The organism is Acidovorax sp. A79, from assembly GCF_041154505.1.
Classification (GTDB): domain Bacteria; phylum Pseudomonadota; class Gammaproteobacteria; order Burkholderiales; family Burkholderiaceae_C; genus Acidovorax.
In genome coordinates this window covers 2,818,089-2,832,402 of sequence record NZ_AP028672.1, presented here as the reverse complement: position 1 = coordinate 2,832,402, position 14,314 = coordinate 2,818,089, and the positions used below count along the sequence as shown (strand labels likewise).

Genomic DNA, 14,314 nt, shown 5'->3' with positions numbered 1-14,314 from the left:
GCTTTCCTCCTGCGACAACGTTGGCAGGCATGTCATCCCGGCGGGCCGCAGGCGAACAGGGTGGCGTGCTCCTCGCTGGTCTTCCAGGCGGGCCGTCGCTCGCGCCCATGTGGACGCCGGTGGCCGGGGCCAGGAACGCGGGGAGTTTTTTCGTGGCGTGTCCGGGCCAGCCCCTGCCACTGACACGACAGGAGTTCCCATCGCCCCCGGTGCCCCACCCCTGGGGGCGGGGCGCAGGGGCGGTGCGATGCGTTACGCTCCCGCCAGGTGCCGCATGGATGCGGCGCACCTGCCACGCGCCCTATGTCCATGTCCCTTTCCCGCACGCAGCAGCAGGCCCTGGCGCGCCTGCGGCAGATGGCCTGCCTGGATTTCAGCGGGCTGCAGCTCATCGAGCCTGTGCTGCACGAACTGCACCGCCTCATCGGCTTCGATAGCGGGGTTTTTTTCTATCCGGATGCCCAGGGGGCGCTGGACGCCTACATCGAGCCCTCACCCGCGCGCGAGTGGATGCACCTGTACTTCGACCCGCGGATGAAGGCGCAGGAGCTGAAGCTAGTGCGCTACAGCCTGCACGACTTCGACGCGGCCGTGCGCCATGAGCATGGGGTGCTGTTGATGGAGCAGATCCTCCAGGTCACTCACCACGAATTCATCCGCAGCGATTTCTACAACGAGCTGGCGCGGCCGTCGGAGTGGCAGGATTTTCTGAGCCTGGTGCTGCGCACGCCGCAAGGCCGGGGCGTGGGCTCGCTCAAGTTGTGCCGCAGGCCTGGCGCGCCGCGCTTTGCGCCTGAAGACATCGCCCTGCTTGAACGGACCTCGCCCTGGCTGGCGCGTGCCCTGCAGCCGGGCGAGCTGGATGCGCAGGACAGTGTGGTGCATGACAGCGCCATGCTGGTCGCCACGCCGCAGGGCAGGCTGCTGTGGACATCGCCCCAGGCAGACCAGCTGATGGCGCTGGCCTTTGGCATGCGCTGGTACCGCCGCAACGAGCTGCCACACGCGCTGTGCGTGCTGCTGGAGCGCCTGCGCTGGGTGGAGCAGGGCGGCACCGGCCGGGGCCGGGCGCCAGCGCTGCCGCAACTGGACCTGCACAACGCCAGCGGCTGGTTTTCGCTGCGCGCCACGCAGATGGCGGCCGCGGCGGGGGCCGGTGAAGGCGACTTCGACGGCGGCCGGGCGGTGGGCATCCACATCACGCAGCGGGTGGCGCGCGTGGCGCGGCTGCTGCCCACGCTGCGCGCGCTGGGCCTGCCGCAGCGCCAGCACGAGCTGGCGTACTGGCTGGCGCGCGGAGTGCCCGGGGAGCAGATCGCCACGCGCATGGGCATCAGCGCCAACACGGCCACGTACCACCGGCGGCAGATCTACACGCGGCTGGGGGTCCAGAGCCGCAAGGAGCTGCAGGCCTATCTGATGAAATAGCCGTCAATGACCTGCTGGCGCTTGCTCATCAAGCGCAGAATGCTATCAAATTAGAAGCATCTTGATGATCTGGCCACCGCCTACAGCAGGCGCCGCCGCGCGTAGCGCACCACCGTCACGCCCGCCCGCGCCTGCCGCACCGAGGGCATCACCAGCACGCAGTCGTCGTAGGGCGTGGTCACGGGCACGCCGTCGTTGTCACCAATCAGGGTGCCGGCTTTCTCGAACACCTCCAGCCCGGTGTAAGGCGCCACGAAGCGGAAGGCGCTGCTGGTGGCCACCACCGGGCCGGTCACCTCCAGCGCCCACTGGCGCGGGGCGTCGGGCAGGCGCCAGCCGGGCAGTTGCCGTGCGAGTGCCTCGTCGCCGAGCGCGCCGGACTGCGCGAGGAAACGCACGCACTGGTCCTGCGCCACGGCGCGGCTGGCGGGGTCGCCGTGGAAGCCGCATTCGATGAGCAGCGAACGGGTGCCGTTGTCCTCCAGCTCGCCAAAGCGGCCGTAGTCGCGCATGCGCACGCCGTCCTTGTGGCCCGCGTCCACCACGATGTGCTCGGGCGAGCGCATGGCGCGGGCCAACTCCAGGTTGCGCGGCTGGATGCCGGTGAGCAGCAGGGGCGCCGAGGGCTCGTGCATGGAGTGGATGTCGAGCAGCCAGTCCGCGCGCGCCACGAAGGGCCGCAGCGCGGCGGCGCGGCGGCGCTCGGCCGTGTCGGCCGCGTCGATGCGCTCGTCCAGCCACTGGCGGTTGAGGTCTTCATCGGTGAAGCGCGAGGCGTCGTGCTGGCGGGCGTCGAACCGGTCGAATGCATCGAGATTGCAGAACGCGAGCGTGAGGGTGCCGCGTTCGGGGCGCACGCCCGCTTCGAGCAGTCCCTTGAGGGCCCACGCGCCGCACAGCTCGTTGCCATGCACCAGGGCACTGACCATCACGTGGCGCCCGGGCTGCCCCGAGTCGAAATGCCACACGCCCTCGGTGCCGGTGTTGCCCGCGCGCCAGGCGCCGAGGTCGGGTGCGGGCAGTTCAAAACGCAGCGGCTGGGCCGCGTTGCTGTGGTCGTGTTGGGCGTTCATTCTTCGATCTTGGCGAATTCAACAATCTTCTTGTACTTGGCCACTTCGGCGGACAGGAACTGGTCGATGTTCACGTTGGTGGCGGCCACGGTGGAGCCGGTGGCTTCCATCTTCTTCTTGAAGTCGGGCGACTGCAGGCTGTCGTTCAGGGCCTTCTTCACCTTGTCGAACACCGGCTTGGGCAGGTTCGCGGGTGCCATGAGGGCAAACCACACGCCGATGTCCACGTTCTTGTACTGCGGTGTTTCGGCCAGCGCCGGGATCTCGGGCGTGGTGGCCGAACGCTTGGCCTCGGTGGTGCCCAGGGCGATCACCTTGCCGCTTCGGATGTGCGGCAGGCCGCTGGAGAGCACGAACACGCCGTACTCCAGGTTGTTGCCCATGAGGTCGTTGGTCAGCGGCGCCACGCCGCGGTAAGGGATGTGCGTCATGAACAGCTTGCCCTGCTCCTTGACCATCTCGCCCGCCAGGTGCAGCGAGGTGCCCACGCCCGAGCTGCCGTAGCTGAACTTGCCGGGGTTCTTCGAGACCTTCTGCGTGAATTCGGCCAGGTTCTTCACGCCCGAGCCGGTGGACGCCACGAGCACCAGGGGCTGCGAGGCGATCAGGCCGATGGCGGTGAAGTCCTTCACGTCGTATTTCACCTTCTTGGTCACGAGCTTGTTGATGGCGATCTCGTTGCTCGCGCCCACCAGCAAGGTGTAGCCGTCCGGGGCCGCGCTGGCCACCTTCTGCGCGCCAATGGCGCCGCCCGCGCCGCCGACGTTCTCGATCACCACGGGCACGCCGAGCTTGTTGCCCAGCTCCGTGGCCACGGTGCGCGCGGTGAGGTCGGTGCTGCCGCCCGGCGGGTAGCCCACGACGATGGTGATGGGCTTGGAGGGGTAGGCGTCCTGCGCCAGCGCGGACGCGGCGGGCAAGCACAGGCCGCACAGCAGGGCGGTGGCGGCGGCCGTGGCACGGCGGCGGGAAAAGGTGGGGGGCATGGTTCGGGCTCCTGGGTCGTCGTGGGTACTGGGCACCGCGCGCCCCGGGCCGGCGGTGCATGCATGCATGCAGGCCGGCCCCGGCGGCACGCGCGGTGGGTGGCACGATTGTGAAAAGGCACGCCCCCCAGCGTGGTGCCGAAACGGCACGGTCTGTTGCCAAATGGGTTGCAGGCCCTGGTGGAAACCCCTGGGCTTCAGCGCTGGGAGAGGGCTTTCCACAGCGCCTCGGCCAGGGGGCCCAGGCGGCGCTTGGGCCGGTACAGGCGCACGTCGAAGCGCACTTCCATGCGCGCGTCGCCCGCGGGCGCCAGGCGCCGGGCCTTGCAATCGGCATGCACCATGGACCAGGGCAGCCAGGCCACGCCCAGGCCCTTTTGCACGTATTCGTAGTGGGCGTCGGCGGAGTCGCACTCCACCACGCGCTGCAGGCGCGGCGCGTGGGGGTTCTGCGTGAGGTGGTCTTCCACCAGCCGGCCCAGGGCCAGCTGGGGCGCGTAGGCCAGGTAGGGCACCAGTGCCGTGCCCTGCCCGAACCGGTGCAGCGCCTGGCCCTGCGCGGTGGCGCGCGACACGGGCACCAGCCGGTCGGAGGCCACGGTGACGTGCGTGAACTGGCGCGCGTCCAGCCGGATCGCCAGTGCCGGATGGTGGTAGACCAGCGAGAAGTCGGCCTCGTTGCGCTCGAGCATCGCCACGGTGTCGGCCAGGGCGCGGGTGCGGATGCACAGTTCGCCGTTCTGCAGGAGGGGCTGCAGCCGCACGAGCCAGTCGGCCACTACGGTGCGTGCCAGCGTGCGGCCCGTGGCGAGCGTCACGGTGCGGGCCTGCCGGCCGGCCAGGCTCTGCAGTTCCTCGTGCGATTGCGCCAGGCTGCGCGCCATGTGGCCTGCGGTCTCCAGAAAGCTCTGCCCCGCGGGCGTGAGCGAGACGGGGCCGCCACCCCGCTCCACCAGCGGCGTTCCCGCCCAGGCCTCCAGCGCGCGGATGCGCCGGCCAAATGCGGGGTGCGTCACATGCCGCAGTTCGGCCGCGCGCGTGAAGCTGCGCTCCTGCGCGAGAACGATGAAGTCTTCAAGCCACTTGAGCTGCATGGGCCGATCCGGGGTGCGGCGGCGGCGCGGGGCTGGGGGCCGTGCGCGGGCGGATCAGCGCGCGCGCGCCGCTTCGAGCACCGCGCGGGTGCGCTGGGCCTCGGTACGGGCGGCGGCCGCAAAGTCGCTGCCCTTGGATGCGTACAGGATCGAGCGCGACGAGTTCACGATGATCGGCCCTCCGTCGCGCAGCCCCGCCCGCACCGTGGCCACGGCATCGCCCCCCTGGGCTCCCACGCCGGGAATCAGCAGCGGCAGCGTGGGCGCGATGCCGCGCACGCGTTCGATCTCCTGCGGGTAGGTGGCGCCAACCACCAGCCCCAACTGGCCGTTCTTGTTCCAGGGGCCCTGCGCCAGACGCGCCACGTGCTCGTACATCAGCGGCTGGCCTTCGACGCTGGCCAGGCGCTGGGTCTGCAGGTCGTCGCCGCCCGGGTTGGAGGTGCGGCACAGCAGGAAGGCCCCCTTGCCGTGGTAGGCCAGGTAGGGCTCGATGGAGTCGAACCCCATGAAGGGCGACAGCGTGACCGCATCGGCGCCATAGCGCTCGAAGGCTTCCTTGGCGTACTGCTCGGCCGTGGAGCCGATGTCGCCCCGCTTGGCGTCCAGGATCACCGGCACGTGCGGCGCGTTGGCGCGCATGTGCTGCATCAGGCGCTCAAGCTGGTCTTCGGCGCCATGCGCGGCGAAGTAGGCGATCTGGGGCTTGAACGCACAGACCAGGTCGGCCGTGGCGTCCACGATGGCCGCGCAGAAGTCGTAGATCCTGTGCGTTTCGCCCTGCATTCCCGCGGGAAACCGCGTGGGTTCCGGGTCCAGGCCCACGCACAGCAGGGAGTTGTTCTGCGCCGTGGCGTCGCGCAGCATGTCGGTGAAAGTCATGGGCGTGATTTTAGGTGGGGGCATCCGCCGCGGCGGGGTTTTCTGGCGGCCGGGACGGCTGCCGTGGCACCGGCATGGCCTGGTGGCCGCCGGCGGGCAACAAAAAAGGCCGTCGAGACGGCCTTTTTGATTGCTCTTGTGCGGGACCGGCTTGCGGCCGGCCGCTCAGCGCTGTACGGCCAGCAGGCGCTGCACGTCGCGGTCGTTGGGCAGTGCGTAGTCGTAGCCGCGGATGATGCGGCTGTCTTCGGTGCGCACGAGTTTCAGGCTCACGTAGGTGTAGTTGGCCGCGGCCGAGTACGTACCGACGAGCACCAGCGACGCGTTGTGGCTGCGCGCGATGTCCTTGATCTCGCGCGACAGCAGCAGCTCGCCGGCGCCTTCGCGCACGAACACGTCGCCACGCAGCTTGATTTCCTTGACGTTGAAGCCGCTGGACGCCATGTGCGAGGCGTACTGCTCGGACAGCGTGCGGCCCAGGGGGGCCGAGCGGCTCAGGTCGTTCACGTTCACGACGGTGGCCACCAGGACCGGGCCGCTGCCTGCGGCGCTCAGGTCAAAGCCCGCGGTGAGCTTGGCGACGGCATCGCGGCTGTTGGCCAGGAACTGGTTGTTGGCGGCTTCCTGGTACGTGGGCTCCGTGCGCACGGGCGTGCCGTTGTTGGCGCAACCTGCCAGCAGGGCTGCGGCGGCCAGCGCGGTCAGAAGTGCTGTGGATTTCATTGCGAGACCACCTTCATGTTGACGTTCTTGTAGTACGAGGGGCGCAGGAACAACGGCGTGTCCGCGTTTTCCAGGTAGTACACATCGGTCTTGCGTGCCACGTACTGGCCGCCCCGCGTCACGGTGGTGGTCAGGATCATTTCGGTGTTGGTGGGGCCGCCCGAGTTGATGCTGGCGCCGTAGTCGGCCAGCGAGGTCAGGCCCAGCGTGGCCAGCATCTGCGCGTCCAGGTGTTCGTGGCGCAGGCCGTAGGCGGCCATCAGGCCCGCGGCGATCATGGTGAACTGGCCGGGGATGAAATGGGGGCGCGGGCTGTTGTGGCGAACGACCTGCGTGTTGTAGGTCACGTTGAGCGTCTGGCCGGGGTCTTGCAGCACGGGGGCGCCGCTCTGGACCAGCTTGGTGATCAGGAAGTCGCGGAACGCCAGGTCGAACGGGCTGGGGTTGGGCGGCAAGGCCACATGCAGCGGCGTACCCGGCGCCATGCCAGACTTGTCGAGCGTGCTGAGCGTTTGCGCCACCACGTCGTTGGAAACCAGTTCCCAGTGACCGGCGGAGCGGACCTTGGGTTGTACCGTGAGCTCAAAGTTTTCCGCCAGGGGAATGGGCGAACGATAAGCACATCCCGCCAAAGTAGCCACAGCGCCGGCGAGCACCGCCAAGCTGACTGCCTTTGAAAATTTCATGATTCCCTCCTACGGACTTTGAGAGGCGGGGACATGAACAGATACATCCCACGCGATTGAAAAATAATTCTGGGCGCGATACTCAACAAAAACAAGAAAAAATTGAGGTAACTACGCCCAGACACACGCAATTCGTTGTTTTTGGTCACAGATTGGCGTGCTTGCTTACGCGCGGCTGCATTTGCTTGTGCGTCCGCGTGTAACAAATTTCAAACACTGGTAACGGCGCGTTTTTCGAGGATTTCAAACGCGGGCAGCGTCTTGCCTTCCAGCACTTCCAGAAAGGCCCCACCTCCCGTGGAGATGTAGCCCACCTGCTTGTCGATGCCGTATTTGGCGATGGCCGCCAGGGTGTCGCCACCACCGGCGATGCTGAACGCGGGCGAGTCGGCGATGGCCTTGGCGATCTCGCGCGTGCCGTTCTCAAAGGCGGCGAATTCGAAGACGCCCACGGGGCCGTTCCAGACGATGGTGCCCGCCGACTTGAGCTGGGCGGCCAGGCGGGCGGCGGTGTCGGGGCCGATGTCCAGGATCAGGTCGTCCTCGGCCACATCGGCCGCGGCCTTGACGGTGGCGGGGGCGTCGGCGGCAAAGCTCTTGGCGGTGACCACGTCGGTCGGGATCGGCACTTCCGCGCCCCGCGCCTTCATGGCGGCGATCACGGCGCGCGCTTCTTCCAGCAGGTCGGGCTCGGCCAGGCTCTTGCCGATGGGCAGGCCCGCCGCCAGCATGAAGGTGTTGGCAATGCCGCCCCCCACGATGAGCTGGTCCACCTTGTCGGCCAGGCTCTTGAGGATGGTGAGCTTGGTCGATACCTTGGAGCCCGCCACGATGGCCGCCAGCGGGCGCTGGGGATGGGCCAGGGCCTTGGTCAGGGCATCGATCTCGGCCGACAGCAGCGGGCCGGCGCAGGCGATCGGTGCGAACTGGGCGATGCCGTAGGTCGTGCCTTCGGCGCGGTGGGCGGTGCCAAAGGCATCGTTCACGAAGATGTCGCACAGCGCGGCCAGCTTGCGGGCCAGGTCTTCCTTGTTCTTCTTCTCGCCCACGTTCAGGCGGCAGTTCTCCAGCAGCACGACCTGGCCGGGGGCGACGGCGACGCCGTCCACCCAGTTCGAGACCAGGGGCACCTCGCGGCCCAGCAGCTCGGCCAGGCGCGCGGCCACGGGGGCCAGGGAATCCTCGGGTTTGAATTCGCCTTCGGTCGGACGGCCCAGGTGGCTGGTCACCATCACCGCGGCGCCCGCGTCCAGCGCCATGCGGATGCAGGGAATGGATGCGCGGATGCGGGTGTCTTCGGTGATGCGGCCGGCGTCGTCCTGTGGAACGTTCAGGTCGGCGCGGATGAAGACGCGCTGGCCTTGGGCCTTGCCCTGGGCACAGAGATCGGAAAAACGGAGGATGTTCATGGGAGGGAGGCTTCCTGGTGGGGGCACGTGGATCAGGGCCGCCATTTTAGGCGGCCCCACCCGCGGCCCCATCCCGCGGCCCCGCCCCGCCACCGATCCCTACCAGCCCCATCCGATGTGCAGCGGCAGGTACACGGCCATGCCGACCACGATGGTCCCCAGGATGCCCCGCCGCCAGAAGTAGTACGCGCTCGCGCACAGGACGGCGGGGAGCCGGGCGTCCATAAGCGTATCGATGAGCTCGCCCCGGGTGATGAGGATCTCGGGCGCGATCACGGCCGTCAGGGCGGCCAGTGGCGCGTACTTGAGGCCGCGCTTGAGCCAGTCGGGCAGGGGCAGCTCGCGCTCGGGAATCATGAAGAAGGAACGCGAGACCACCGTGATGACGGCCAGCCCCGCCACGGCGATGAAGGGTTCCAGCAGATCCCACCAGGACGACCAGGGCGCATTCATGGGTGGCGCTCCTCGCGCAGCGGCACGATGTCGCCCGCCTCGACGTGTTCGCGTTCCTCGGGCGGCATCACGCTGTCGGCGGGTACCAGCAGCAGTTCCGGCTTGTGGCGGCGGCGGTCCACGGCCTCCATGAGCAACCCCGCGGCCACGGCGGCGGCCAGGGCCACCAGGATGTTGAGCTTGAGCGGCAGCGCGAAGGCCGCGATCGCGGCCGTCGCGGCGACACCCGTGGCGAGCCAGGTGGCCCGGTCGAACAGCAGCGACAGCAGCACGCCCAGCAGCGCCAGCACGCCCGCGAACCCCAGGCCCCAGGACAGCGGCACGGCATTGGCCAGGAAGATGCCCGCGATGGACGGCACCTGCCAGGCCAGCCAGTTGGTGGCCGCCGCGCCCCAGAAGTACGGCAACTGCTCGGGCTGCGGGCGCGGTTCGGGAAAGCGTTTCATGAAGGCCACATAGATCACGTCGCCGCTGAAATAGCCCACGGCCAGCCGCTGCCGCACGGGCAGGTGCGCGAAGTAGCTGCGCCACATGCTGCTGAAGATCACGAAGCGCAGGTTCACGCAACTGGCCGTGAGCCAGACCACCCACAGCGGCGCGCCCGCCGCCATCAGCGGGATGACCGCCAGCTGCGCGCTGCCGGCATACACCACCAGGGACATGAAGACGGCCATGCCGATGGGCAGGCCGCTCTTGACCATGACCACCCCGGTGACCAGGCCCCACGCGCCAATGCCCACGGCCGTGCCCACCATGTCGGTGGCGGCCATGCGAAAGGAGGGGTGGCGCAACGTGCGGCCGACGAGGTCCCTGCGGCTCATGCCGGCGCCACCGCCGCGGCGGGCGCGGCGCCCAGCACCATGCCGGGCTGCAGGTCGAACCCCCGCAGGAAATCCGCTGCCGCCAGCCGCTTGCCGCCGGCGCGCTGCAAGGTGGTCAGGCGCAGCGCGCCTTCGCCGCAGGCCACCGCCACGCCCTGGCTGTCCACCGAGATTATCTGGCCGTGGCGCTTGCCAGTATTTGGTGTATTGCTATCTATTTCATAGCTCCATACCTTGATCGTTTCTCCTGCGCATTCGGTGCTGGCGCCAGGAAAGGGATCGAAGGCCCGGATGCGCTGCCCGATCAGCGTGGCAGGCTGAGACCAGTCGATGGTGCTTTCGGCTTTTTCGATCTTGTGGGCATAGGTGATGCCTTCGGCTGGCTGGGGCTCTGCCCGCAGGCCCCCGCAGGCGGCCAGTTCGAGCGCTTCCACGATCATGCGGCCGCCCAGGGAGGCCAGCCGGCCGTGCAGGGAGGCGGTCGTGTCCGTCGGCGCGATGGCCAGCCGCTCCGTGAGCAGCATGGGCCCGGTATCGAGGCCAGCGTCCATCTGCATGATCGTGATGCCGGTTTCCCCGTCCCCGGCTTCGATGGCGCGGTGGATGGGCGCCGCGCCGCGCCAGCGCGGCAGAAGGCTGGCATGGATGTTCAGGCATCCCCGTGGCGGGAGGTCCAGCACCCACTGCGGCAGGATGAGCCCATAGGCGGCCACCACCATCACATCGGCCTGGGCGGCCAGCAGGGCGTCGCGCGCTGCGGCGGCATCGTCCGGGTATTTGCCTTCCAGGCGCAGGCTGCGCGGCTGGGCGACGGGAATGCGGTGGTCCAGCGCGCACTGCTTGACGGGAGACGCCTGGAGCTTCATGCCGCGGCCCGCGGGGCGATCGGGCTGGGTGAGGACCAGCGGGACGGTGAAGCCTGCGGCCAGAAGCTGTTCCAGCGCCGCGCGGGCGAATTCGGGCGTGCCGGCAAAAATGACTCTCATGGAAACCAATGGGGTGGTGCGCGGCAGGTCAGTCGCGCGTGTTGTCGAAGTTGGGCTGTTCGTCCGTGAACATCACGAGCCGCACCACGCCCTGGCGGTCCAGGTGGACATGGGCCAGGCGCGGGTCGGAATTCTGGCGGAAGCGGTAGGTCCAGATGTCGCCATCAAAACGCGCCACCCGTTCCACGCGCAAGGGGGCGCCGAAGGTGCGCTGCACATCGGCGAGGGTCCAGGCTCCGACGGGGATGTTCTCAAAGCGTGTCTGCGTCAGCACCTGTTCGTTGCGCACCAGCTTGCCGCTGGCGTCGAAATCCAGGTTATAGGCCGCAAACCCCGCGGGAAGCTCGGAGTACAGCAGCCGCTCGCCGCCCGGCAGGGAGAAGGTGGCGGTGGGTGGTCCCAGCCTGGCGATGACATCGGCGCGCAGCGCACCGGGCGCTTCACGGGCGGGCAGCGCGCAGCCCGCGAGCTGGACCACCAGCGCCGACAGCGCCAGCACTCCGCCACCCCTGAGGGTGCAGAGCGCCGGGCGGGTCACTCGCGCGCCCCCCGCTGCTGCTTGATCATCTTGGTCTTGATGCGGTTGCGCTTGAGCGGCGAGAGGTATTCCACGAACACCTTGCCCATCAGGTGGTCCATCTCGTGCTGGATGCAGACGGCCAGCAGGCCATCGGCCTCGATGACGCGCGACTGTCCCTGCGCATCCAGTGCCCGCACATGCACGGCATCGAAGCGCTCCACGCCGTCATAGATACCGGGCACCGAGAGGCAGCCCTCGTCATTGAGGTGTTTTTCCGCACTGGTCCAGACAAGTTCCGGATTGATCAGCACCAAGGGCGCGTCGCGCTCCTCGGACACGTCGATGACGACCAGCCGCTCATGCACGTCCACCTGGGTGGCGGCCAAGCCGATGCCGTGGGCGTCGTACATGGTGGCGAGCATGTCGGCCGCCAGCTTTTGGACGCGGTCATCCACCGCCTCGATGGGGCGGGCGACCTTGTGGAGCCGGGGGTCCGGGTAACAGAGAATGGGAAGGATTGCCATGGATGCTGCCGAGAGATGTCGCTATTTTCGCCACTTTTGAGGTTCGCCGCAGCGTTGCAGGCCAATAATCGTTGCCGAATCAAGGGCTTGAGCAGAGAATCTAAGAGGGTTTGTAACGTATTTGCCCGGTCGCCCGCATGCTGCTGGCACCGAGGCGCCAGTGAGGGGGCGTTTCACAATGCATGAGAAGAGGAACAACATGACGGCATTCACCAGCGTTCGGCGGACCGCCCTGGGCGCGCTCACCATGATCGCTGGCGCTTTGCTGGTCGCCCCGGCCCAGGCGCAGAACCACCCCATCTCCAGCGGCCAGCGCGCGACCGCACAGCAGGTATCGGAGCGTGGCGTTCCCCTTTCGGAGCTGGCCCCCAATGCACCGGATACCTACACCGTCAAGCGCGGCGACACGCTGTGGGGCATTTCGGGCATGTACCTCAAGCGTCCCTGGCGCTGGCCGGAGCTGTGGGGCATGAACCTCCAGTCCATTCCGAACCCCCACCTGATCTACCCGGGCCAGACGCTGTATCTGGACAAGGACGGAGGCTATGCACGCCTGCGGACCACGCCCCCGGGCGTGGCGGAACCCGAGACGCAGACGGTGCGCGTGTCTCCGCGCACCCGCAGCGACAGCCTGGCCAGCACCGCGCTGCCCACCCTCAAGCCCCACCTGATCGAGCCTTTCCTCGTGGAGCCCCTGGTGGTGGATGCCCAGGTGCTGCAGCGCGCTCCCCGCATCATCGCTACCACCGAAGACCGGGTGCTGATGGCCAGTGGCGACCGGGCCTATGTGCGCGGGGATGCCTCCGCACCCGTTCGAGCCGAGGCGGGCGAGCCCCGTTTCTTCCGTGTCTTTCGCGATGCCGTGGCCATGAAGGATCCCGTGACGGGTGAAATCCTGGGGTACGAAGCGCAGTATCTGGGCAAGGCCGAGCTGGTGCGGGGAGAGTCTTTCGAGGACATCCCCAACGGCAAGGGCGGCTATATTTCCGAGTATGTGCCTGCCACGGTGGATCTGTCGGGCACCAAGGAGGAGATCCGCGCGGGGGACCGCATCCTGCCTGCGCCCGCCCGGGTCTTTACCAGCTACACACCCCGTGCGCCCCATATCGACGTCGACGCGCGGGTCGTCTCCATCTACGGTAGTTTTTCGGCGGCCTACGCCGCCCAGAACCAGGTGGTTGCGATCAACCTGGGCTCACAGGACGGCATCGAGCCGGGCCATGTGCTGTCGTTGCTGACCAAGGGCGATCGCATCAAGGATGTGACCGGCGATGCGAAGACCATGGTCAAGCTGCCCAGCGAGAACAACGGGACCGCCATGGTGTTCCGGACCTTCGACCGGGTTTCGTATGCCCTGATCCTGGAGATTCGCAGTGGCGTGCGGGTTGGCGACCGCCTGGTGAATCCCCAGGAGTAACTGCGCGGACCTGCCGGGGCCGCGAAGCCGTCCAGGGGCGGCACGGGCCCTGGCCTGTTTTGCTGCTGTTTGACTTCTACAACCGCCATCATGGACCGCGACGAGCTGGGAGCATGGTTGCGCCTCACCCTCTCCGCGGGGGTGGGCAATGGCGCCGCACGGCGCCTGCTGGCGCGCTTTGGCCTGCCCCAGGCGGTCTTCCAGCAATCGGAGTCTGCGCTGCAGCAATGTGTGACCTTGGCCCAGGCCAAGGCGCTGTGCACCGTGCCCAGCGAATGGGAAGCGCTGCTCGATATCACCTGGCAATGGCTGGAGGGCGCCGATCCCCAGGGGCCTGCGCGCGCGGTGGTCACGCTGGGTGACCACCGGTATCCACAGTCTCTGCTGGATACCGAAGACCCGCCGCTGCTGATGTACCTGATGGGCCCTGCCCGGCTGGTCACGCAGGCCCCGTTTCCTGTTGGCCGGTGCCTCGCGGTGGTCGGAAGCCGCAATCCCACCGCCCAAGGCGCGGACAACGCGCGGCTTTTTTCCCGGACACTGCGCGGGGCGGGCCTCACCATTGTCTCGGGGCTTGCGCTGGGGGTGGATGCTGCGGCCCATGAAGGGGCGCTGGATGTTGTCACTGAAGCCGCGGCGCAGGTTGCACCTGCCACCATTGCCGTGGTGGGCACGGGGCTCGACCGTGTCTATCCGCGCAAGAACCTGGACCTCGCGCACCGCATCGCCACGCACGGGCTTCTGGTCAGCGAGTACCCCCTGGGCACGCCACCGCTGGCCGCCAATTTTCCCAAGCGCAACCGCATCATTTCCGGCCTCTCCCAGGGGACTCTGGTGGTCGAGGCGGCACTGGCCTCGGGGTCGCTGATCACTGCCCGAATGGCGGCCGAACAGGGCCGCGAAGTGTTTGCGATTCCCGGCTCCATCCACGCACCGCAATCACGGGGCTGCCATGCGCTGATACGCCAGGGGGCCAAGCTGGTGGAGTCCGCGCAGGACGTACTGGAAGAGTTGCGCCTGCCTTCCGCCCCGGCGGTGGACAGGCAGCTCGTTGACTCCGGGTCAGCATGCAGCAACACCGACCCGGGCATCCACGGAGGGGCAGACAGCCCTGTGCTGAAGGCCCTGGGTTTTGACCCCATGGGCGTGGATGCCCTGGTGGCCCGCACCGGCATGGATGCGGCGTCGCTGCAGGTGGCGTTGCTGGAGCTGGAGCTCGAGGGCCGCGTTGCCCGTTTGCCGGGCGGCCTGTTCCAGCGGCTGGGGACCGCCTGAGGCGCCCCCTCTGGACGGTGGTGGTTCGGGCGCGCGC

Annotated in this window: 15 protein-coding genes; 3 read left to right on the top strand and 12 right to left on the bottom strand. The window is 68.2% G+C overall.

The features are described 5' to 3' along the window. The first annotated feature begins 309 nt into the window (after window positions 1-309). A complete protein-coding gene (locus ACAM51_RS13010; protein ID WP_369643743.1) occupies window positions 310-1,428 on the top strand; it encodes a LuxR C-terminal-related transcriptional regulator in 1,119 nt (372 codons plus the stop codon). Between the two features lie 80 nt (window positions 1,429-1,508). On the opposite strand, the gene ACAM51_RS13005 is transcribed toward ACAM51_RS13010, so the two are convergent. The 12 genes from ACAM51_RS13005 to def form a co-directional block, all read right to left on the bottom strand. Continuing rightward, window positions 1,509-2,501 (bottom strand): succinylglutamate desuccinylase/aspartoacylase family protein, encoded by a 993-nt coding sequence (locus ACAM51_RS13005; RefSeq protein WP_369643742.1) that lies wholly within the window; start codon window positions 2,499-2,501, stop codon window positions 1,509-1,511. Next, the gene (locus tag ACAM51_RS13000; protein ID WP_369643741.1) at window positions 2,498-3,487 is read right to left on the bottom strand and encodes a Bug family tripartite tricarboxylate transporter substrate binding protein; all 990 of its coding nucleotides are present in this window, start codon (window positions 3,485-3,487) and stop codon (window positions 2,498-2,500) included. Before ACAM51_RS13000 ends, ACAM51_RS13005 begins: the two co-directional genes overlap by 4 nt. Window positions 3,488-3,684: 197 nt before the next feature. Beyond that, window positions 3,685-4,581, bottom strand: coding sequence for a LysR family transcriptional regulator (locus ACAM51_RS12995; protein WP_218339419.1), 897 nt, complete (start codon window positions 4,579-4,581; stop codon window positions 3,685-3,687). A 54-nt stretch (window positions 4,582-4,635) separates the two neighbouring features. Beyond that, complete coding sequence (pyrF, locus tag ACAM51_RS12990; RefSeq protein ID WP_218297112.1) at window positions 4,636-5,463, bottom strand: orotidine-5'-phosphate decarboxylase; 828 nt, start codon at window positions 5,461-5,463, stop codon at window positions 4,636-4,638. A 165-nt stretch (window positions 5,464-5,628) separates the two neighbouring features. Continuing rightward, a complete protein-coding gene (locus ACAM51_RS12985) occupies window positions 5,629-6,186 on the bottom strand; it encodes a FlgO family outer membrane protein (RefSeq protein ID WP_218297113.1) in 558 nt (185 codons plus the stop codon). Then, window positions 6,183-6,872 carry a hypothetical protein gene (locus tag ACAM51_RS12980; protein ID WP_218297114.1) on the bottom strand — a complete coding sequence of 230 codons (690 nt, stop codon included), beginning with the start codon at window positions 6,870-6,872 and terminating at the stop codon, window positions 6,183-6,185. The genes ACAM51_RS12985 and ACAM51_RS12980 overlap by 4 nt, the downstream gene beginning before the upstream one ends. A 209-nt stretch (window positions 6,873-7,081) precedes the next feature. Further along, on the bottom strand, window positions 7,082-8,281 hold the full coding sequence (locus ACAM51_RS12975) for a phosphoglycerate kinase (protein WP_218297115.1): 1,200 nt from the start codon (window positions 8,279-8,281) through the stop codon (window positions 7,082-7,084). Between the two features lie 99 nt (window positions 8,282-8,380). Further along, window positions 8,381-8,734: an AzlD domain-containing protein gene (locus tag ACAM51_RS12970; protein WP_218297116.1), complete on the bottom strand. Its 354-nt coding sequence runs from the start codon at window positions 8,732-8,734 to the stop codon at window positions 8,381-8,383. Beyond that, the gene (locus ACAM51_RS12965; protein ID WP_369643740.1) at window positions 8,731-9,555 is read right to left on the bottom strand and encodes an AzlC family ABC transporter permease; all 825 of its coding nucleotides are present in this window, start codon (window positions 9,553-9,555) and stop codon (window positions 8,731-8,733) included. Before ACAM51_RS12965 ends, ACAM51_RS12970 begins: the two co-directional genes overlap by 4 nt. Next, window positions 9,552-10,541, bottom strand: a complete 990-nt coding sequence (fmt, locus tag ACAM51_RS12960; protein ID WP_369643739.1) for a methionyl-tRNA formyltransferase — start codon at window positions 10,539-10,541, stop codon at window positions 9,552-9,554. Before fmt ends, ACAM51_RS12965 begins: the two co-directional genes overlap by 4 nt. 28 nt (window positions 10,542-10,569) lie before the next feature. Next, window positions 10,570-11,040 carry a hypothetical protein gene (locus ACAM51_RS12955; protein WP_369643738.1) on the bottom strand — a complete coding sequence of 157 codons (471 nt, stop codon included), beginning with the start codon at window positions 11,038-11,040 and terminating at the stop codon, window positions 10,570-10,572. 35 nt (window positions 11,041-11,075) lie between these two features. After that, entirely contained in the window at window positions 11,076-11,585 is a 510-nt protein-coding gene (gene def / locus ACAM51_RS12950; RefSeq protein ID WP_218297120.1) for a peptide deformylase, read from the bottom strand. Window positions 11,586-11,784: 199 nt separating this feature from the next. On the opposite strand from def, the gene ACAM51_RS12945 reads away from it, so the two are divergent. Together ACAM51_RS12945 and dprA are read left to right on the top strand one after the other, a co-directional pair. Continuing rightward, a complete protein-coding gene (locus ACAM51_RS12945; RefSeq protein WP_369643737.1) occupies window positions 11,785-13,002 on the top strand; it encodes a LysM peptidoglycan-binding domain-containing protein in 1,218 nt (405 codons plus the stop codon). A 90-nt stretch (window positions 13,003-13,092) separates the two neighbouring features. After that, window positions 13,093-14,277: a DNA-processing protein DprA gene (dprA, locus tag ACAM51_RS12940; RefSeq protein ID WP_369643736.1), complete on the top strand. Its 1,185-nt coding sequence runs from the start codon at window positions 13,093-13,095 to the stop codon at window positions 14,275-14,277. The last annotated feature ends 37 nt before the right edge of the window (window positions 14,278-14,314 follow it).